This window comes from Azospirillum canadense, from assembly GCF_025961225.1.
GTDB lineage: Bacteria > Pseudomonadota > Alphaproteobacteria > Azospirillales > Azospirillaceae > Azospirillum > Azospirillum canadense.
This window is the reverse complement of record NZ_JAOQNG010000006.1, coordinates 203,106-220,463: the sequence shown is the minus strand read 5'-3', so window position 1 is coordinate 220,463 and position 17,358 is coordinate 203,106. Positions and strand designations below refer to the sequence as shown.

The following is a 17,358-nucleotide window of genomic DNA, read 5'->3' as shown; positions in this document are numbered from 1 at the left end:
GGGAAGTTGGTCCACAACCTTCCCGATGAAGCATCCCCACGCCCGCATGGCTCAGGTTGATCATGGCCGCCTCCACCGACAAGACCCTCGCCGTACCAATCATTGTGAACGCCTGGGGCGTGTCGGCGGGGCAAGCGCCGCATTTCAAGCTGCTGGTCGACGACGTGGTCGTGGGCGAGGCCTGGGTAGCCGCCACCACCAGCGCCGCCTACAGCTTCCAAGTCGCGGTCAACCCCGACGAGGGGCACCGCATCACGGTCTGGTACGACAACGACGCTGTGGTGAACGGCGTGGACCGCAACCTGTTCGTCGGCTCCATAACCGTCGACGGTCAGGAGATCAAGGCGACCGACCCGCGCGCCACCTACGACAAGGGCGCCTACGACGGCAAAGACGTGGTCAAGGGCCAGGAGGGGCTGTACTGGGGCGGCGCGCTTTCCTTCGGGCTCGGCGAGGAGGTCTTCGGCGGACCGATGGTCAAGCCGCTCCCCGCCCCGGAGCCGGTCATCACCCGGACGGTGCCGATCACCGTCCAAGCCGCCCTCCCCTCCTCCGCCAGCACGGCGGCGCGCTTCACGGTGCTGGTCGACGGCGTCGTGGTGGGCCAGGGCGAGGTCACGGGGACAGCCACAACACCCTTTACCTTTGCGGCGCCCCTGGACCCGTCCGTCGCCCACACGGTGCAGGTCCTGCCGGCCGCCGGCACCGCCGCGAACGCCCTGTCCATCTCCGGCCTGTCGGTGAACGGCCGCAGTCTCGCCGCGACGCCCGCCGCAGACGGATCCGTTACCCAGACGGTCGTAGCCCCGGTTTTCCAGGGCACGGCCTCCACGGCCGAGGCGCCCTCGGGTGCGGCCTACTACGTGGCCAAGAACGGCAAGGACACGTGGTCCGGCCGACTGGCCGAGCCGAACGCCGACGGTACAGACGGGCCCTTTGCCAGCCTGGAACGGGCGCAGGCGGCCATGCGCGGCAGCGCCGTCAAGACCACCTACGTCCGCGAAGGCACCTACGCGCTGTCGCAAACGCTGGACCTGACCAGCGCGGACAGCGGCGTGCGTATCCTGGGCTACCCGGGCGAGCAGGTGGTGATCAGCGGCGGCCAGACGGTCTCAAGTTTCGTCAGCGAAGGCAACGGCGTCTATTCCGCCACCCTGGCCTCCGCGCCGGGCTTCGACGTCACGGTCAACGGGGTGCGCTACGCGCTCGCCTCCAAGGCAGCCTATGACCCCAGCGACCCGACGACCGGCTGGTTCGTCGCCGACGCGGTGGCGGCCGGCGCCAGCAGCCGGTCGCTGCGCTATCACACCGGCGACGTCACCGCCGCCGACCTCGTGCCCGGCCTGAGGATCCAGGTCTTTGACACGGAGCGGCTGCAGGACGCCATCCTGACGGTGGCGGGCATCGACACCACGACGCGGACGATCACTTTCACATCGGACGCGCCTTTCACCTTGCGCGACGGCTCCACCTTCCGCCTGCTCGGTAACGCCGCCTACGTGGACCAAGCCGGCGAGTTCGCCTACCGGGCTTCAGACGGGCGGCTGGTCATCGATGTGGGGGCTGGTGCCAGCTTCGACGGCTCCGGCGTCTCGGTGGCGCGGCTCGGGACGTTGCTGCGCCTGAACGGCGCGGCCGGCGTCACTCTCCAGGGGCTGACCTTCACCGACACGACGACCGACGGCTACGCGCTCGACGTGGTCGGCGGCGGCGTGAACCAGATCGTCGGCAACAGCTTCGTGAACGTCGGCACCGGTGTCCACGTCACCCAGGGCTCCGACCGCAACCTCGTCAGCGGCAACTACCTGGACCATCTTGGCATCAGCGGCGTCCTGCTGGACGGCCAGTCCGACGGCAACACGGTGACCGGCAACCGGATCCAGCACATCGGCGAGGTCCGCTCCTACGCCGGCGGCATCATGGGTGCCGGCATCAACGACACGGTGATCTCCTACAACGACATCGACCACAGCTCCCGCTACGGCATCTCGATCAAGAACTGGAACGCCGCCACCGTCAGCCTGAACAATTCCATCCTCTACAACCGCGTCCGTAACACCGGCGAGAAAACGGCCGATTCCGGCGCCATCGAGCTGCTCGGGCGGTCTGGCCTGATCACCAACACGCTGGTCAAGGGCAACTGGATCGAGCACGCTGGCGGCATCGCCACCACCAGCACCGGCGCGTGGCTGCGCGACTACAAGGGCTTCGGCGTCTATCTGGACGACATGACCAGCGGCGTCACCGTCCAGGACAATTTCCTGAAGGACACGTCCTGGGCCAGCGTGATGATTCACGGCGGCCACGACAACACGGTGACCAACAACATCGGCGTGCTGGGGTCGAACAACGAGAGCTTCCTGCGGATCGAGTGGGTAACCTCGGGCAGCAGCCCCATCATTCCCGCCAACAACACCATCACCCGCAACATCATCGAAGGTGTGGTCCCGCTGGGCAGCTACGTCACACTGCTGTCCGCCGGCGCCAACGCCATCGATTACAACGTCGTGCACCGCGTCACGGCCTACGGCGCCCACGACCTGGCCGCCGACCCGCTGTTCGCCGATCCCTATGACAACGACTACAGCCTGCTCGCCCCGTCGCCGGCGCTCACCGCGGGCATCCACGACCTCACCTGGATGCTGATGGGGATGCCCCCGGGCAGCACGCCGGTGCCCGACCCATCCGGCGGCGGAGGCAGTGCGCTGCCACCCGCAGTTCCCGAGGCCACCGCGCCTCCGACAACGGTGCCGGATCCCTCCCCCACCTCATCGGCACCCGTTTCGGATCCGACGCCCACGCCTGTGTCCGCCCCGCCGCTCACGGCACTAGCACCCCCGTCCGTCCAGCTCAGCCGGATCGAGAACGGCATCGCGGGCGAGGCGACGGCCTACGCCTACGACGGGCCGATTGCGTCCCTGACATGGAGCTTCCTCGGCAACGACCGCAACGAGGTCGTCCGAGGGTCGGGGGACAGCGACTTCCTGAACCTGCTCGGCGGCGACGACGCGGCGGACGGTTCTGCGGGCGACGACGTGCTCGACGGCGGCGCGGGATCGAACTTTCTCACCGGCGGAGCGGGCAAGGACACCTTCTTCGTCGACGCGCGCAACGGACAGACGACCTGGTCCACCGTCACCGACCTGGACAAGGGCGAATGGGCGACGGTGTGGGGCTATCGTCCGGGCACCTCCCGGCTGACCTGGGAGGAGATGGGGGGAACCGCCGGCTACAAGGGGGCCACGGTGCACGTTGACATCGACGGCAACGGCACCATCGACGCCAGCATGACCTTCACCGGCAAGGCTGTGGGCGCCATGACCCTTACCGCCGGCACCAGCGGCGCCGATAGCTACCTCGCCTTCATCTCCCTTTAAGGTCTCAGGTGTTCCTGGGAGCCGGCTTTTTGGCCGGCTGGGGGACGACGCTGTTCCGGGCCGGGGCCGCAGGGGTAGCCGCGGCGGCCTTTGCGGGCTGCGCCGAGGGCTTCGCGGCGACGGTGAGCGGCTGCGTTTCCACCGCGGGCGCTTGGGCCGCGGGGACCTGGGCGAGCCGCGCCTGCGTGCCGGCCTTCGACGGGAAGGCGAGCGGCAGGAACATGGCGGTGAAGGTGAGCACGGCGACGAGCGTCTTCGTCGCCTCCCACGCGAAGACCGGGCCGCCGGAGCGGGCGCGGACGAGTTCCGCCGGGACGGCGGCCAGGGTCGGGCCAACCAGGGACGGGGCTTCGGTCAGGGACATGGCGGTCGCTCGCGTTTGAGGGGCGCCGGAGTGGCGGGACCCATCAGGCAAGGCCTATGCCAGAGGGCCGGAAGCCATCCATTCGTTCAAAAATTGGTTCAAAATCAATACACCTTTAACGACTTGCCCCCCCGAAATTCCCGCCCCGGCGGCGCCTCAAGCGTGAACTGGGCAAATTCGTCCCGGTGACCGGCGGTTTCTGCCGCCTGACCGGGGAAATTCTGCCGCTCGAAGTGTGGTTTTCCCCAATGGGGACCGCGCCCCGTCAGCGTCCGGCCGTCTCGTGGATCAGCGCGATCTGCCGGTCCAGGCAGCGGGCGAGGTCGAAGCGCTCCACCGCCGTCTCGCGCGCCGCACGGCCGAGATGGGCGAAGGCGCCGGGGTCCGCCAGCACGGCGATCGTCTGGTCGGCAATGGCCCGGGGTGAGAAGAAGTCGACCAGCAACCCGTTCTCGCTGTGCTGCAGGACCTCGCGGACCGGCGGCGTGTCGGACCCGATCAGCACGCAGCCAAGCGCCATCGCCTCCGTCATCGACCAGGACAGGACGAAGGGATAGGTGAGGTAGACGTGCGCCCGCGACACTTTCAGCGCGGCGAGATAGCGGTCGTAGGGCAAATGCCCCAGGAAATGGACGCGCGCCGGATCGACCGGCACCTCGGCCAGCATGGCCTCGCGCCAGGTCCTGGCCTGGCCTTCGCCCGGGGCGGTTTCCCCCGGGGGCGGCGGCGCGCCGTAGCTGATTTCGTCGCCGCCGACGATCAGCACCCGTGCTTTGGGCCGGGCCTCCAGGATGGCGGGCAGCGCCCGCATGAAGCTGGGAAAGCCGCGGTAGGGCTCCAGATTGCGCACGGCGTAGGTCAGCACCTCGTCGTCGCGCGTCAGGACCGTGCCGTCCGGCAGTTCGAACCGGGCGGCGGGGTCGGCCTGCAGGACCCCGGTGTCGATGCCGTCGTGGACGACGTCGATCTTGGACCGGAACGCCTCCGGGTGGCTGTCGCGTTGCCAGACCGTTGGCGAGATGCCGCGGTCGCAGGCCTCCAGCGCCAGGAGCAGCGGCGTGCTGCGCATGCGCAGCCGCAGCACCGTGTCGATGTTGACCGGGGCGGCCGGGTCGAAGCCCACGTCCAGCCCCTGCGCGCGGTAGAAGAACTCGCAGTAGTTCAGGTAGGGGACGGTGGGGAAGGCGTCCTTGACGAACAGCGTCTCGCCCCAGCCCGGATGCCCGACGATGATGTCCGGCACGAAGCCCTCCCCGCGCAGTCCCATCAGCAGGCGGGCCACGCCCTGCCCGTGCAGGACCGCGTTCTCGGTCGAGACCAGGTAGGGGTGGGCGTCCTTCCGCGCCGCCCGGCTGGGCTGGTAGGTCAGGCGGCGGACGTTCGGGATGTCCCGGTCCGTGCGCTTGGTGATGAAGACGACCCGGTTCGCCGGATCCGCGGCGAGCCGTGCGGCCAGATGCTTGTACTGGCCGGGCATGTTCTGGTGGATGAAGACGATGTTCATGCGTATTCCCGGCTGGGTGTCGTGACCGGCTGCGGCAGCGCCCCTCAGGAACGCTGGCTTCAGGAACGTCCGAGGCCGCATTTGCCCCACAGCTTCGGCCCGACCTTCGGCAGGGCGGTCGCCGCCACCAGCAGGGCGGCGCCGACCACGGTCGGCACAACCCAGTCGGGCTTGCCGGCCATCGCGTGGTCGCCGGCGGCGCCGAACTGGACGAAGGCGACGGTCATCGGCAGCTGGCCCACCAACGAGCCAAAGGCGTAGGCGCCGAGCCGGACGCGCGTCAGGCCGAGCGCGTAGTTGACCCCCGAGTGCGGCAGCACCGGGATCAGCCGCAGCATGGCGATGGCCTTCCACCCGCCCTGCTCGATCCGCCGCAGGGTATCGCCCCAGCGCACCGTCATGCCGGCGGGAACGAAGCCGTCGCTGACGTAGCGGGCGATCAGAAATCCGGTCGAGGCGCCGATCACGCTGCCGGCCGCGGCCAGGACGCCGCCCCACCAGGTCCCGAACACCAGCCCGGCCACCATGGCCAGGATGGAGCGTGGGAAGAACAGCAGGCTGGCCAGGATGTGGACCAGCAGGAACAGGACGGGCGCCGCTGGATGGTGGCGGAGCATGTCCTGCAGCGCCTCGATCCCGAAGGCGCCGTGCCACGTCCACCAGGCGGCCCCGCCGCAGAGCAGCAGCACCACCAGCAGGACGCGCCCCAGAGTGCGGAGGGAGGACAGCGAAGGCAAACGGCGCTCGGCCATGGGTCCAGTCCCGGATGGCATCGGAAAGAATCGAACTTCCATAACACGGGCGCCTGCCCGCCGCGAGTGACGATGTCGCAAGGGGCCCCGGCGCGGCGCCGGATGCCTACACCGGCATCGTTCCCCGCTCCAAGACAGAGGAAACCACGCCGACCACTGGCACATGGCCCTTTTTTCGTACCCTGTTTGAACGGTTTTTCGGTTGAACAGCCTTGAGCAATTTTTCTAAATTGTACCGCATATCACCAAAGGCTGGAAAGTTCTATGGCCAAGCTCAACTACGTCTTCACCAGCGAGTCCGTGTCCGAGGGTCATCCGGACAAGGTGTGCGACCGCATTTCCGACGCGATCGTGGACCTGTACCTGTCGCACGACCCCTACGCCCGCGTGGCGGTGGAGACTCTGGCCACGACCAACCAGGTGGTGCTGGCCGGCGAGGTGCGCGGTCCGGAAAGCATCACGCCGGAGATGCTGGTGCAGGTCGCCCGCGCGGCGGTAAAGGACATCGGCTACGAGCAGGACGGCTTCCACTGGGAGACGATGGACGTCAAGTGCTTCGTCCACTCGCAGTCGGCCGACATCGCGGTGGGCGTCGACGCCGCCGGCGAGAAGGACGAGGGGGCGGGCGACCAGGGCATCATGTTCGGCTACGCCTGCACCGAGACCCCGGCGCTGATGCCGGCGCCGATCTACTACTCCCACGCCATCCTGAAGTCGCTGGCCGAGGCGCGCCACTCAGGATCCGCCCCGCAGCTCGGCCCCGACGCCAAGAGCCAGGTGACGCTGCAGTACGAGAACGGCCGGCCGGTGCGCGCCACCGCCATCGTCGTCTCCACCCAGCACGCCGACGGCCTGACCCAGGAGGAGGTGCGCGCGATCGTCCGCCCGCACGTGCTCAACGTGCTGCCGCAGGGCTGGATGTGCGACGAGGCGCACTTCTACGTCAACCCGACCGGGCGCTTCGTGATCGGCGGGCCGGACGGCGACGCCGGGCTGACCGGGCGCAAGATCATCGTCGACACCTACGGCGGGGCCGCCCCGCACGGCGGCGGCGCGTTTTCCGGCAAGGACCCGACCAAGGTCGACCGCTCGGCCGCCTACGCGGCGCGCTATCTCGCCAAGAACGTGGTGGCCGCCGGCCTGGCCGAGCGCTGCACGATCCAGCTGTCCTACGCCATCGGCGTGTCCAAGCCGCTGTCGGTCTACGTCGACACCCACGGCACCGGCCAGGTCGACGAGGACCAGCTCTCCGCCGTGCTGCAGAAGCTGGTCGACCTCAGCCCGCGCGGCATCCGCACCCACCTCGGCCTGAACAAGCCGATCTACGCGCGCACCGCCGCCTACGGCCACTTCGGCCGCGACGCCGAGCCCGACGGCGGCTTCGCCTGGGAAAAGACCGACCTCGTCGGCGACCTCCGCGCCGCCTTCTTCTAATCGGTTGCGTCTGACAGCTCGCTGTGACGGATCAGGCCGGTCGCCCGCATTGACTGGGCGGCCGGCCTTTTTCGTGCCTGCGGCTTGGTGCCCCACTTGGCGCCTGGGGGGCGCGGACAAAGAAAAAGGCCGCAGCCAGTGCGGCGCGGCCCTTAAGTCTAGGGAGGAAACGCCCAAAGGGCATCCGGGGAACAATCTATGTTGCGTTGCAGCAAGGATCAAGCCCCCTCCGCGCAATTTTGGATCGGTCTAACGGGACGGACCCAGCCGCAGGCCTCCGGATGGCAGGCTCGCAGCGGCCGGAAAAAAGAAAAGGCTGCAGCCGGAACGGCGCAGCCTAGTTCTGGGAGGGAGGAAACCAAGAAAACTTGGTGAGTTCCGTTATGAGCCGATTTGCTTAACATCATGTAAATGAGCTCTACACCCAAAAGACATACCCAAATTTTGAAATCTTCGGGAGAACATACGTCAATAATACTCAAGCTGAAGGTTGGCGCGCCTGCCTGGACGACGACCAAAGGCCGTGCCGAGCTCGCCAACCTTCTCGACTTCGTCCGTTCCGGCGACGTGCTGGTGGTCACCCGCGTCAACCGCCTGGCGCGCAGCATCGGCGACCTGCAGGACATCATGCGGGATCTGGGATCTGACGACCAAGGCCGCCTCGCTCCGCGCGACCGAAGTCGGGTGATCGGGCGCGACGAAGCGGCAGCTTTGGTCATGCTGCGTGTCGGACTGAAACAACTTGGTCGGGAACCGGCTTGGGCCGCGAGGCCCGAAACGCCAGCCAGAGCCGCCTAGGCTCGGCTGGCGTAGTTCATCGTACTCTGCCCTAGAACCCGCTCAAGGGGGAGTCCGGCAGAGTCTGGTAAATGTTGGCATTCAGGTCGTAGGGATCATAGATCGGCCCCAGACCCGGATCGTAGATCGACCCCGAGGATGGGCCGACATAGCCGTAGGGATCCCAAATCGGCAGGTAACTGACGCCGGTGTTGTACGGGTCGAAGAGAGGCTCGGGCGCGGGCACGTCAGCGAGCCCGGAGATGCTGTGCAGTAGGGCGGCGAAGTTGTCTTTGACCATGGTGACCTCCCTGTGGTCGGGGTTGGCAACACCACGACCGTAGGGCGGTTCGCGACCGTGGCCTGTGAGGAACACCACCGGACGGTGCACGAGTGAGCAGCATTCGATCCGGCCCACGCGGCCATCGCCCACGGCCCCCTACCCCAGCCGCCGGTTTTGAGGGAGAACGCAGAAAAACGGAGCGTCCCCACGGCCTGCAGGGCACCAGCGAGCGCGGTGCAACACCAAGGCAAAAAATGCCCCCACCTGTTTCCAGGTGGGGGCGAGAGCCGGCGGGTTATGCTCTCCCGCCGGATGTCGGTCCTGACGCCGGCGAGGAAGGGCGCCGGTCAAATTCCATGATTGAAGGCACTGGCGGACGGGCTGTGCTCAGCCGCCGTCGGTTGGGTCTGGACCTCAGGTGAACGAGGATGCGCCGGTCGGGTCGAAGATGGCGAAGTCACTGGGATCGAGCTGGGCCATGTGGACGCCGTCCAGCAGAATGGCGTTGCCGCCGCTGAGGTCCACGAGGGCGCCATACTGCGTGTCGGAGATCACGAGTTGTTCGACCGACTGCAGCCCCGACCCGTTCACATCGCCCGCGATGGCGATCAGGTCGCCGGAGTCGGACGGATCGAAGCCGTACACGATGTCGAGCCCGTTGCCGTCGCCGAAGAGGAGCAGGTCGTGGTTCGGGCCGCAGTACAGATCGGTGTCTCCGGGCAGATCGATCACAGCATCGACGCCCGGCGTCTGGGTGGCCACCGGCGTGACCTCCGGAATGCTGGGCTGCGACGGCCCCGGATCACTGGGCACGGTCCCCAGGCCTGGCGGCTCGGTGGCCACGGGCGGCATCACGGAGGTGTCGTGATGAGAAAGGTCCGAAGAATTGGCGTGGACATCGGAAGGCGCGTTCACGTTGAAAGCGTTCATTGTACTCTCCGTTACATGGGTTGATCGGGCGTCTATCTTGATCGCCTGAGCCCAACTATGCCTTTTCTCTGCCTCACCGTCGGTGGCCAAGATCATCGACCAGTCCTAACTTCGGCAAGATTATTGCTTTTTCTCCAGCTTGCTGCTTTTCGCGGAATTGCGGCCAGCGATGCGTTGACCTGACGCATTGTGGAGTGATGTCATAGAACGGGAGCCTGCCCCAATTGAATCCGACTGCGCGGACCGGCAGAAAAGCCTGGGGGTTTGCTCTGTCCCAAATAGCCTCTCGTTCAAATGGGGCAAAGGCACTCAGCAAGTGATCCCGAACGTGAACAAGTCTGATCCGACTGGACCAAGACCAACTTGACCACTTGTTCCGGCGCTGTGCCGCTTAGCGTAGTTTTTCGCCCGTTCTTGTATGCTCTGTGCCCGCAGTGCGGATCAGACTGGACACGCTGCACTGTTCGCCGAGCTTGAGCGGCTGGCGCCAGTCCAGCTCATGGTTTTGGAAGCCACCGGACACTACTGGAAAAACCTCGCCGCCGCCTTGGTCGCCCGTGGCCTTCCGGCGGCCGTCCTCACCCCGCTGCAGTCCGCCCGCTTCCAGCAGGAAGCGCTGGTGCGCACCAAGGCCGATGCGCTCGAAGCCGCCCTGGAGCTCGCCCGCCTCGGCCAGCAGAAGCGGCCGCTGCCGGCGACCTTGCCCGATCACGCCACCGAGCAGCTTCGCGAACTGATCCGCCACCGCGACCGTCTCGTCCAGGACTGCGGCGACCGCGTGCGGCAACTTCACCGCCTGCTGGACCTCACCTTCCCCGAGTTCAAGCAGCACATTGCCCTCCTGGCCACGGCGCTTGCCCTCACGATCCTGAAGGCGTGCCCGACCGCGGCGGACATTGCCTCCTCGACGCCCCGGCGCTTGGCCAAGCTACGCCACGGACCGCGGCACGTCGTCGGCGACGAGTTGGCGCGTCGGCTCATTGCCCCCGCCAAGCAGACCATCGCCGCCCAGAGCGGCGAAGTCTATCGGGCGCGCATCCGGCATGCCTGCGAGAACCTGGCGCTCTGGCGCGCCCGCCTTCTCGGCATCGACGCGATGATCGAGAAGCTGCTCGAAGATCACCAGGCCGGCCGTCTGCTGACCTTGATCAAGGGGATCGGCACGACGGCGGCGGCGCGACTGGTGGCCGAGCTCGACGACCCCGCGCGCTTCCGCTCACCGGAGGCGTTGGCCTCCTACATCGGCTTGGTGCCGGCCCTCAAACACTCCGGCAAGCAGGCGCCGAAGCGGGCCGGGCTGTTGCCGATCGGTAAGGCCGCCTTGCGGCGGGCGCTGTGGATACCGACGCTTCACGCGGTCCACGCCAGTCCCTGGCTGCGCGCCTTCTATGACAGCCTGCGCGCCCGCGGCAAGCCGGGGAAGGTCGCACTGATCGTGGCGCTGCGCAAGCTGATGGCCGCCATCAGGACCGTGACCAAACAGCGGCGCGCTTGGTCGCCCTCACAACCTCAGGAGACGACCGCCTGAGACCCAGCGGTCGTCCCGACCGACCCATGCCGAACCACCGCGAGATCGGCCGCCCCGGATCAAGGCCGCAGCCGCCGCAGGCGGGGACGCGTCAGCCCCCGCCTTGGCCCGGGGTAGCCGGTCTGGCCCCCCAACCCGCTTTTCCGCTTCACAAACGCCACAGTATCTATGATGTGCCCTCGTGCGTACGGTGGAGCGTCGGATGGAGGAGCACAACGATGAGACGGCGAGCGTGATCACCGTCTTTTCCGGACATCGTCTCGCCGCTATTGACCGCCGGCAATGGTAGGCTTTGCGCAAGACTCTGGAGGTACGGCGCCAAGCCTGTGCGTGCCGAACGCGGTTTCGCAGAAATCAGGACGTCTACCTTGCTGATCTCGAACGTCTTGCCAGAAAGCCACGCTTGCCGACCTGGAATAAACAGTCTCTCTACAAACAAGTCCGACCTTAGCATTCGCGCAAAAAAGAAGTATGCCTTCGGTGTACGGTTGCCCTTCATAATCCATTAACTGCCGCAAGCTATACCTGAATTCACCAAGTTCACTTGGTTTTCTCCTCCCTGAGACTTCGAGGCCGCGCCGCACTGGCCGCGGCCTTTTCTTTTCTGGCGCTCTGTCGTCGCGTCCGTCCATGTAATACTACTGAGGTAATCACCAGGAGACATAGGCACAAAAGGCTATATTAACATCTCATTAACCGCCTGAGTGGCTGAATAGTCTCACCGAACACGAGAAAACCTGGAGTTATCGATCATGAAGGCGGTCTCTTTCTCTGACGATGTACTTGAAGCTGCCACGGTTCACCTGGGCGTTCTGGACGATTTCATTGCTATCGCGCAGACAAAGCTGAACGAGACGCCGAACGTCTTTGCTCGCGACAGCCTGAGCGATTTGCTGGCTAGCCTGCGCGAACAGCGCGACAGCTACGCCGCGTTCGCCTTGCCGGTCACCATGGCGGCCTGATGTCGCTGGCCCACGCTCATCCGTTCTCTTTTCGGGCCGGAGAAACACGAAAGCCTCGACCGGAGGATGTCCGGTCGAGGCTAAGTGGTTCCAAGGGTGAGGAACGGGGCTAAAGGCGCGGCATCACTTCTGGATCGCAAATACCTTCTGCTTGGCCACGTTGCCGATGCCGGCAGCCAGGTTGTTGGCATTGAAGGCGTTCGTGCCACCGAATGGCCCTGAGGGGGTCTGCTGGAACACCATACCCTTCTGCTTCGCCACGTTGCCGATGCCGGCCGCCGTATTGCTCATGTCAATGTAGTTCGGGCCACTACCCTGCTGCATCGTGAAGGTATTCTGCTTCGCCAGGTTGCCGATGCCAGCTGCGGTGTTGTTCAGGCTGGTGACGTTCTGGGCCATGGCCGGGGCGGACAGCAGGGCCAGGGTGGCGAAACCGGCGAGCAGGGAATGACGGATCATGAGCGTCTCCTGGGGGCTAAAGGATGGGCTTTTGAGGCCAGGGTTCATGCCCCGGCGTTGTCGATGCCTAGAAGCTATCCAAAGCCGCCGTTGCCGACTGTGAGCCGCCTCACAAACGCATGGCCATTTCCCTCGGTAGGCCGCAGAACGGGTTTTCTGGAAAACGGCGGGCAGTCGCGCCCATTCCCTCGTCATCTTTGGCCATTTTTGCACAGCTATGTGTAGTGGCCTGCACTCATCGGCGGCCCGACCCGATTTCATCGGCCGTTTCCGGTCCACATTCGGTGAGACGATCGCTCCCGGCAAACCCGGATTACGTGAGATCGAACCCGTGCTCGGTGAGACGAACCCGCAATCATCGGGCTCAGACCGAATTCCGTGAGACGCTTCGACCGACGCTGGTCGCTGTTCGTCACTTGCCGAAAGTTGATCACCAGAGGAACTCTCGGCGGTCTCTGGAAGGTCCATGTCTGTCTGGGGAAAAAAGATGGCCACCCGCGGGGGTTGTGGGGTGGCCATCAGGACAGGGAGGATACGGTTTGAAAACAGGAGCGCCTGGAAGGAAAGAGCAAGGCGCGGCGGGGGTCGGTACGTTACCGTACCGGAGGAGCGGCTTTCGTCGTTCCTCCACCAATGCGCAGCCATTCTATCCAAGCAACTGCTCGTACTGCCGGTGAACCGCGCCATAGCACTCGCAGGCGGCGGCCTCCAGGCCGGAGCGGTCGAGGATGGTCATGTGGCCGTTCGTGTAGCTGATCAGGCCGGCCTGCTTCAGGGCGCCCGCGGTGACGGTCACGCCGGAGCGCCGCACCCCCAACATCGTCGCCATGAACTCGTGCGTCATCGGGAATTGGTTGGCCTTGGCCCGATCATGGGCCATGAGCAGCCAGCGGGCCAGCCGCTCTTGCAGCGTGTGACAGCCGTTGCACACCGCCGTCTGCGAGACCTGCGCGTGCAGCGCCTGCATGTAGCGCAACAGCCGGGTCCGGATCGCCTCACTGTCGTTGCACGCCTGCCGCAGCGCCGCCGGGCTGATCCGCAGGGCGGTGCCGCTCATCTGCACCATGGCCCCGACCGCGGCGCGGTCCACGCCGAGGACCAGCGGCAAACCAACCATCCCCTCGCAGCCAATCAGCCCGACCTCCAGCGCCTCCCCGTCGGCCAGATAGGCCAGATAGGACACCATGGCGGTTTCGATGAAGTAGGCGGCCGCGATGGGCTCGTTCGCTTCCACGAGGAACTGCTTGAGCGACAGGGTGACCGGGGTGAGGGCCGCGGCCAAGCGCCCGAAGTCGGTGGCCGGCAAGGCGGCGAGAAGCCGGTTGCGAACGGCGGATTGCTCGATCTGAGGCATGATGCGTGCCCCCCTTGTTCAGCGGGAGTACACGCCTCTCTCAGTCGTCCGCGGCCAGGATCGTGGCGGGCAATGGACCCAACATGGGACGGCGGACGGCCCCGGCAAGGGGCAGCAACGAAGGAGACACAGCGGCTCTCAGCCGGGCTTGCGCTCGACAGCGCTCTCCAACGCCGCGGCCGGTTGGGTGGCTGTTTCGGATGTGGGCTGCGGCGCAAGGCCGTCCGGCTCACCCGGCGCCGTTTGGCGTCTGAGCACCATCGCCTCCTGCAAAGCCCGGGACCGTTCGACCGTGCGGCGGGATCGCTCGACCGTGCGCCGCGCCCACTCGATCAGGGCCAGGCGCCGCGCCCGCAGCGCGCGAAGATCGTCGTCCATCACCCATTCTCCTCCGCTGACGGCGGGAGCAGCTATGAACGAACCGAGCGCGGCGGTCTGTACGGCAGCGCACATGCACCGGGCGGGCTTTCCGCGCCACCGGAGCGCGGCGATGGATCAGCCGGACCTTTCTGGTCCTGGATCGGGGTGACCACTGGGCGCCGGCTGATCCGGGAACGATGCCCGTTGGTCAATCCGCATCCGGAGGTCGGCGATCCGTGCAAGGGTCTTCGTCGCCCGCTGCCGGAGCCAGCGGGAGCGCCAGAGCAGGGCTTCGGTGTTCTCGTCCATCCCCACAATGAACCGGAGCAAGTTTGTCCGGTCCAGGTATCCTTCGGGGACGGGCGCCGATAACGCTGAAGCGAAATGCTGATGAATGCGCACCCTCATCACCCCGTCCCGCGCTTTGACGGCCTTGTCCCATTGCATCAGCACGAGCGCGAACAATTCCTCCGCGCCGAGGCGCAACTCCACCGAGCGTGCTTTCAGAGTGCGCGACCGCTGCTGAAGAGTGCGAGCCCGCTCGCACGCCGCCTGAGCCGAGTCCAAAAGGTTCGTCATAGCCCCGTCCTGTTTCACGTCAGCGGGCCTCGGCGCGCCGCAGGGTTGTCCGCATCTCCTCCACGATTTGCCGCTGCTCTTCGGCCATGGTGCGAATGTGCTCCGCATCCGCCCGCGCTTGCTCGGCCCATCCCCGCGCTTCCTCGGCAGCCTTGCGGGTTTCCTCGCGGTGTTGCCGAACCAGTTCCGCGTCCTGACGAGTCCGCTCCGCGGCGTGCCGCGCTTCTTCGGCGGCGTGCCGCCCTTTCTCAGTGGATTGACGAACCTCTTCCCTGTGCTGCCTCTGCGCCTCGTCCGTAAGCCGCGCTTCCTCGGCAATCACCCGGTCACCCTCAGCGGCCATCTGCCGCTGGAACGCGGCCTCACGCCTCTGCTCCGCCTGGCCGCGTCGCGACTCGCCGCGCTGCACGGACGTTTCAACGTCGGACCTGCGCTGGTCAACTCGGCGTGGAATTTCGGCCATCTCGCCCTCCCTGCTCCGTTCAACAAGCCACGCCCATCAGTCGTCCCGAGGACGGTCCATGGCGATCAGGGGATCGGCTTCACAAAAAACGAGCGTTTTCTTTGCCGTTGGGTTCCGTGTCCGCGGGGGCGCAGCAGGCGACCAAAAACTCGTTCCGAAATCAGCGTCCGAATTCCCCCTTTCCATCATCTTTCTGGTCGTCTGACAGGCGCTCTGCCAAGCTATTGCTGTGGCGTGGAAATCGGCGGTCTCAAGGAATGTGGGCCAGCGGCGACGATTGCAGGTCTGTCTCGAATATCTTGGGCTGGATCTCACTGATTTCGGGTTTGCGTCCCTTTACAGTCTCACCGAATGTGGGCCGGAAAAGCCCGATGAAATCGGGTCGGGCCGCCGATGATTGCAGGCCGCTACAGCTATGTGGTTGTCTAATCGCGGGCCAAGGATCAAGCACTTTCCCAATGTGGGTTTTCATTTCACTGTGCCAGGTCGTCCAGGTAGTCCACAGGCCCGCCTCGCACCTCCATCAATGACGGGGCGGGCCTGTGGACCCACCTGGGCGACCGTTCCAGACGACGAGGCTCGTTGATGTCGCAGTCCGTTCCGAGGACCAAGACCACTGCCGGATCCATGGTTGTCTCCGCGGTCGGCAGGTGCCGCCGCATGATGGCGTGAGGAGCGCAGCCTCCCAATGTCACTGACGCAGTGATCGCGGGCGGGATGCCCCAGCGATCTTGCATCCACATAGACGGGATGGCTGCCGCTTCGTCCCGGCAGGGACCTCGCTCCGCGGCGGGCGGAACCCTTTCGACCTCGCGTTCAAACGTGGTTCAGGCGGCCACCTCCTGGCCCGCCCAGCGAAACTCGCTGCCGTCCACCCAAAGCCGATGCATCAGCACCGCCAGTTTCCTAGCCACCGCGACCTTGGCCTTCTTCAGGCCGATGCGTTTGGCCAGGCGAACGCCCCAGGCCTTGAGAGCGCACCATTTCTCCACCCGGGTCAGCAGGGTTCCCGCGGCTTCGAACAGATAACCGCGCGTCAGCTTGTCGCCGGCCTTCGAGATCCGCCCCGCCCAGTCCACTTCGCCCGACTGGTACTGCCGCGGGGTCAGGCCCAAGTAGGCGCCCACGCTTGAAGACTTGACAAACCGCGCGGGATCATCGATCACCGTGGTGAAGCTCAGCGCGGTGATCGGCCCGATCCCCGGGATGGTCATCAAGCGCCGACAGACCAGGTTGTCCCGCGCCTGGCGCAGAACCGTCCGGTCAAGCACCTCGATCTGCTCGGTGAGGCGTTGCCAGACGGCCAGCAGCGCCTCGGTGACGACCGCCACACCGGCCTGACCGGTGGTCAACTCCCGAACCCGTGCGGGCAGCGCCGCCCCGCCGACCTTGCCCAGGATCAGGCCGAAGGTCTTCAGGATGCCGGGCATCTGGTTGACGACGTCCCGGCGCATGGCCACCAGCTGGGTGCGGACCATCAACTGGGCGCGCGCGAGATGGCTGTCCAGGCTCTTGACCTCGACTGCGCGAAACCAGCCGGTGCGGACGACCTGGGCCAAGCCATGGGCGTCGTTGGCATCGGTTTTGTTGATCTGCAACGATAACGCCGCCTTGACTTGCCGAGCATCGAGGCAAACCACCGGCAGGCCCAGGTCGCGCAGAGCGTGCCAATGCCAGGTCGACAGAGGGCCGCTCTCCAGACCAATGCGAACCGCCTGAGGGGCGTGGCGGCGCAGCGTTTCCGCAATGGCCTCCGGGGTCGAGGCGCATTTCCCCTTCCACACCGCCTTGCCGGCTTCCGTCACAACGCACACCGAGGTCTCGTTCAGCGACACGTCCAACCCGACAAACTGCTCCATGGCGGCTCTCCTTGCAGTGCCTTTCCTTGAAGCGGGTAACGCAGAACTCACCGCTTTGGTTGGAAGCCCCACGCGTCCGCGATTACCCCATGTCACTGGGCCTTTTACCAAGCGCTCCGGCGGAGCCCGATCACCCGGCTGGTTTGGGCCCACACACCAAGCCCTGTTCTTTGGCGCGGTCGAGCAGGTTCTTCACCGACGAGCGGCTCCAGCGCAGCCCGCCGCGCGGGGTGCGCTGCCCCATGTCCTGCAGCCGGCGCGCGATGGCGTCCAGCGTGACGCCGGGCTCCGCGCGTGCCAACCCCGCGACCATCAGGACGAGGTCGTCGCTGTCCACCCGCTTGGGCGCCGGGTCGAGCACATCCCCACGCAC

At 66.1% G+C, this 17,358-nt stretch carries 17 protein-coding genes; 5 read left to right on the top strand and 12 right to left on the bottom strand.

Features of this window, described 5'->3' with window-relative positions:
• Positions 1-62 precede the first annotated feature (62 nt).
• Positions 63-3,377, top strand: a complete 3,315-nt coding sequence (locus tag M2351_RS27725) for a carbohydrate-binding domain-containing protein (protein ID WP_264659270.1) — start codon at positions 63-65, stop codon at positions 3,375-3,377.
• 4 nt (positions 3,378-3,381) lie between these two features.
• Here M2351_RS27725 and M2351_RS27720 read toward each other — a convergent pair whose 3' ends face one another.
• The 3 genes from M2351_RS27720 to M2351_RS27710 form a co-directional block, all read right to left on the bottom strand.
• Positions 3,382-3,741 carry a hypothetical protein gene (locus M2351_RS27720; protein ID WP_264659269.1) on the bottom strand — a complete coding sequence of 120 codons (360 nt, stop codon included), beginning with the start codon at positions 3,739-3,741 and terminating at the stop codon, positions 3,382-3,384.
• A gap of 265 nt (positions 3,742-4,006) precedes the next feature.
• Complete coding sequence (locus M2351_RS27715; RefSeq protein WP_264659268.1) at positions 4,007-5,245, bottom strand: glycosyltransferase family 4 protein; 1,239 nt, start codon at positions 5,243-5,245, stop codon at positions 4,007-4,009.
• 59 nt (positions 5,246-5,304) lie between these two features.
• On the bottom strand, positions 5,305-5,997 hold the full coding sequence (locus M2351_RS27710; protein WP_264659267.1) for a TVP38/TMEM64 family protein: 693 nt from the start codon (positions 5,995-5,997) through the stop codon (positions 5,305-5,307).
• Between the two features lie 264 nt (positions 5,998-6,261).
• On the opposite strand from M2351_RS27710, the gene metK reads away from it, so the two are divergent.
• Together metK and M2351_RS45020 are read left to right on the top strand one after the other, a co-directional pair.
• Positions 6,262-7,431, top strand: coding sequence for a methionine adenosyltransferase (metK, locus tag M2351_RS27705; RefSeq protein WP_264659266.1), 1,170 nt, complete (start codon positions 6,262-6,264; stop codon positions 7,429-7,431).
• A 411-nt stretch (positions 7,432-7,842) separates the two neighbouring features.
• Positions 7,843-8,229: a recombinase family protein gene (locus tag M2351_RS45020; protein WP_319801935.1), complete on the top strand. Its 387-nt coding sequence runs from the start codon at positions 7,843-7,845 to the stop codon at positions 8,227-8,229.
• Positions 8,230-8,260: 31 nt separating this feature from the next.
• Here M2351_RS45020 and M2351_RS27695 read toward each other — a convergent pair whose 3' ends face one another.
• The gene (locus M2351_RS27695) at positions 8,261-8,509 is read right to left on the bottom strand and encodes a hypothetical protein (RefSeq protein WP_264659265.1); all 249 of its coding nucleotides are present in this window, start codon (positions 8,507-8,509) and stop codon (positions 8,261-8,263) included.
• 396 nt (positions 8,510-8,905) lie between these two features.
• Positions 8,906-9,421 carry a hypothetical protein gene (locus M2351_RS27690; RefSeq protein WP_264659264.1) on the bottom strand — a complete coding sequence of 172 codons (516 nt, stop codon included), beginning with the start codon at positions 9,419-9,421 and terminating at the stop codon, positions 8,906-8,908.
• A gap of 418 nt (positions 9,422-9,839) precedes the next feature.
• Between M2351_RS27690 and M2351_RS27685 the strand changes: the two genes are divergently transcribed.
• Together M2351_RS27685 and M2351_RS27680 are read left to right on the top strand one after the other, a co-directional pair.
• Positions 9,840-10,949: an IS110 family RNA-guided transposase gene (locus tag M2351_RS27685; protein ID WP_264659263.1), complete on the top strand. Its 1,110-nt coding sequence runs from the start codon at positions 9,840-9,842 to the stop codon at positions 10,947-10,949.
• Positions 10,950-11,701: 752 nt separating this feature from the next.
• Complete coding sequence (locus M2351_RS27680) at positions 11,702-11,911, top strand: hypothetical protein (protein ID WP_264659262.1); 210 nt, start codon at positions 11,702-11,704, stop codon at positions 11,909-11,911.
• A 123-nt stretch (positions 11,912-12,034) separates the two neighbouring features.
• On the opposite strand, the gene M2351_RS27675 is transcribed toward M2351_RS27680, so the two are convergent.
• The 7 genes from M2351_RS27675 to M2351_RS45015 form a co-directional block, all read right to left on the bottom strand.
• Positions 12,035-12,370 (bottom strand): hypothetical protein, encoded by a 336-nt coding sequence (locus tag M2351_RS27675; RefSeq protein ID WP_264659261.1) that lies wholly within the window; start codon positions 12,368-12,370, stop codon positions 12,035-12,037.
• A 646-nt stretch (positions 12,371-13,016) separates the two neighbouring features.
• On the bottom strand, positions 13,017-13,724 hold the full coding sequence (locus tag M2351_RS27670) for a Crp/Fnr family transcriptional regulator (RefSeq protein ID WP_264659260.1): 708 nt from the start codon (positions 13,722-13,724) through the stop codon (positions 13,017-13,019).
• A 138-nt stretch (positions 13,725-13,862) separates the two neighbouring features.
• Positions 13,863-14,102 (bottom strand): hypothetical protein, encoded by a 240-nt coding sequence (locus M2351_RS27665; protein ID WP_264659259.1) that lies wholly within the window; start codon positions 14,100-14,102, stop codon positions 13,863-13,865.
• A gap of 117 nt (positions 14,103-14,219) precedes the next feature.
• Complete coding sequence (locus tag M2351_RS27660; RefSeq protein ID WP_264659258.1) at positions 14,220-14,663, bottom strand: hypothetical protein; 444 nt, start codon at positions 14,661-14,663, stop codon at positions 14,220-14,222.
• A 19-nt stretch (positions 14,664-14,682) separates the two neighbouring features.
• Complete coding sequence (locus M2351_RS27655) at positions 14,683-15,126, bottom strand: hypothetical protein (protein ID WP_264659257.1); 444 nt, start codon at positions 15,124-15,126, stop codon at positions 14,683-14,685.
• A gap of 827 nt (positions 15,127-15,953) precedes the next feature.
• The gene (locus tag M2351_RS27650) at positions 15,954-16,985 is read right to left on the bottom strand and encodes an IS110 family RNA-guided transposase (protein ID WP_264659256.1); all 1,032 of its coding nucleotides are present in this window, start codon (positions 16,983-16,985) and stop codon (positions 15,954-15,956) included.
• 130 nt (positions 16,986-17,115) lie between these two features.
• Positions 17,116-17,358 carry a hypothetical protein gene (locus tag M2351_RS45015; protein WP_319801934.1) on the bottom strand — a complete coding sequence of 81 codons (243 nt, stop codon included), beginning with the start codon at positions 17,356-17,358 and terminating at the stop codon, positions 17,116-17,118.

Bases quoted from the DNA above. Each gene is read 5' to 3' on its own strand.
- M2351_RS27685 (WP_264659263.1), top strand. From the start codon at position 9,840: ATGCTCTGTGCCCGCAGTGCGGATCAGACTGGACACGCTGCACTGTTC.
- M2351_RS27680 (WP_264659262.1), top strand. From the start codon at position 11,702: ATGAAGGCGGTCTCTTTCTCTGACGATGTACTTGAAGCTGCCACGGTT.
- M2351_RS45020 (WP_319801935.1), top strand. From the start codon at position 7,843: ATGAGCTCTACACCCAAAAGACATACCCAAATTTTGAAATCTTCGGGA.
- M2351_RS27670 (WP_264659260.1), bottom strand. From the start codon at position 13,724: ATGCCTCAGATCGAGCAATCCGCCGTTCGCAACCGGCTTCTCGCCGCC.
- M2351_RS27715 (WP_264659268.1), bottom strand. From the start codon at position 5,245: ATGAACATCGTCTTCATCCACCAGAACATGCCCGGCCAGTACAAGCAT.
- M2351_RS27690 (WP_264659264.1), bottom strand. From the start codon at position 9,421: ATGAACGCTTTCAACGTGAACGCGCCTTCCGATGTCCACGCCAATTCT.
- M2351_RS27660 (WP_264659258.1), bottom strand. From the start codon at position 14,663: ATGACGAACCTTTTGGACTCGGCTCAGGCGGCGTGCGAGCGGGCTCGC.
- M2351_RS27695 (WP_264659265.1), bottom strand. From the start codon at position 8,509: ATGGTCAAAGACAACTTCGCCGCCCTACTGCACAGCATCTCCGGGCTC.
- metK (WP_264659266.1), top strand. From the start codon at position 6,262: ATGGCCAAGCTCAACTACGTCTTCACCAGCGAGTCCGTGTCCGAGGGT.
- M2351_RS27675 (WP_264659261.1), bottom strand. From the start codon at position 12,370: ATGATCCGTCATTCCCTGCTCGCCGGTTTCGCCACCCTGGCCCTGCTG.
- M2351_RS27655 (WP_264659257.1), bottom strand. From the start codon at position 15,126: ATGGCCGAAATTCCACGCCGAGTTGACCAGCGCAGGTCCGACGTTGAA.
- M2351_RS27725 (WP_264659270.1), top strand. From the start codon at position 63: ATGGCCGCCTCCACCGACAAGACCCTCGCCGTACCAATCATTGTGAAC.
- M2351_RS27650 (WP_264659256.1), bottom strand. From the start codon at position 16,985: ATGGAGCAGTTTGTCGGGTTGGACGTGTCGCTGAACGAGACCTCGGTG.
- M2351_RS27665 (WP_264659259.1), bottom strand. From the start codon at position 14,102: ATGGACGACGATCTTCGCGCGCTGCGGGCGCGGCGCCTGGCCCTGATC.
- M2351_RS27720 (WP_264659269.1), bottom strand. From the start codon at position 3,741: ATGTCCCTGACCGAAGCCCCGTCCCTGGTTGGCCCGACCCTGGCCGCC.
- M2351_RS27710 (WP_264659267.1), bottom strand. From the start codon at position 5,997: ATGGCCGAGCGCCGTTTGCCTTCGCTGTCCTCCCTCCGCACTCTGGGG.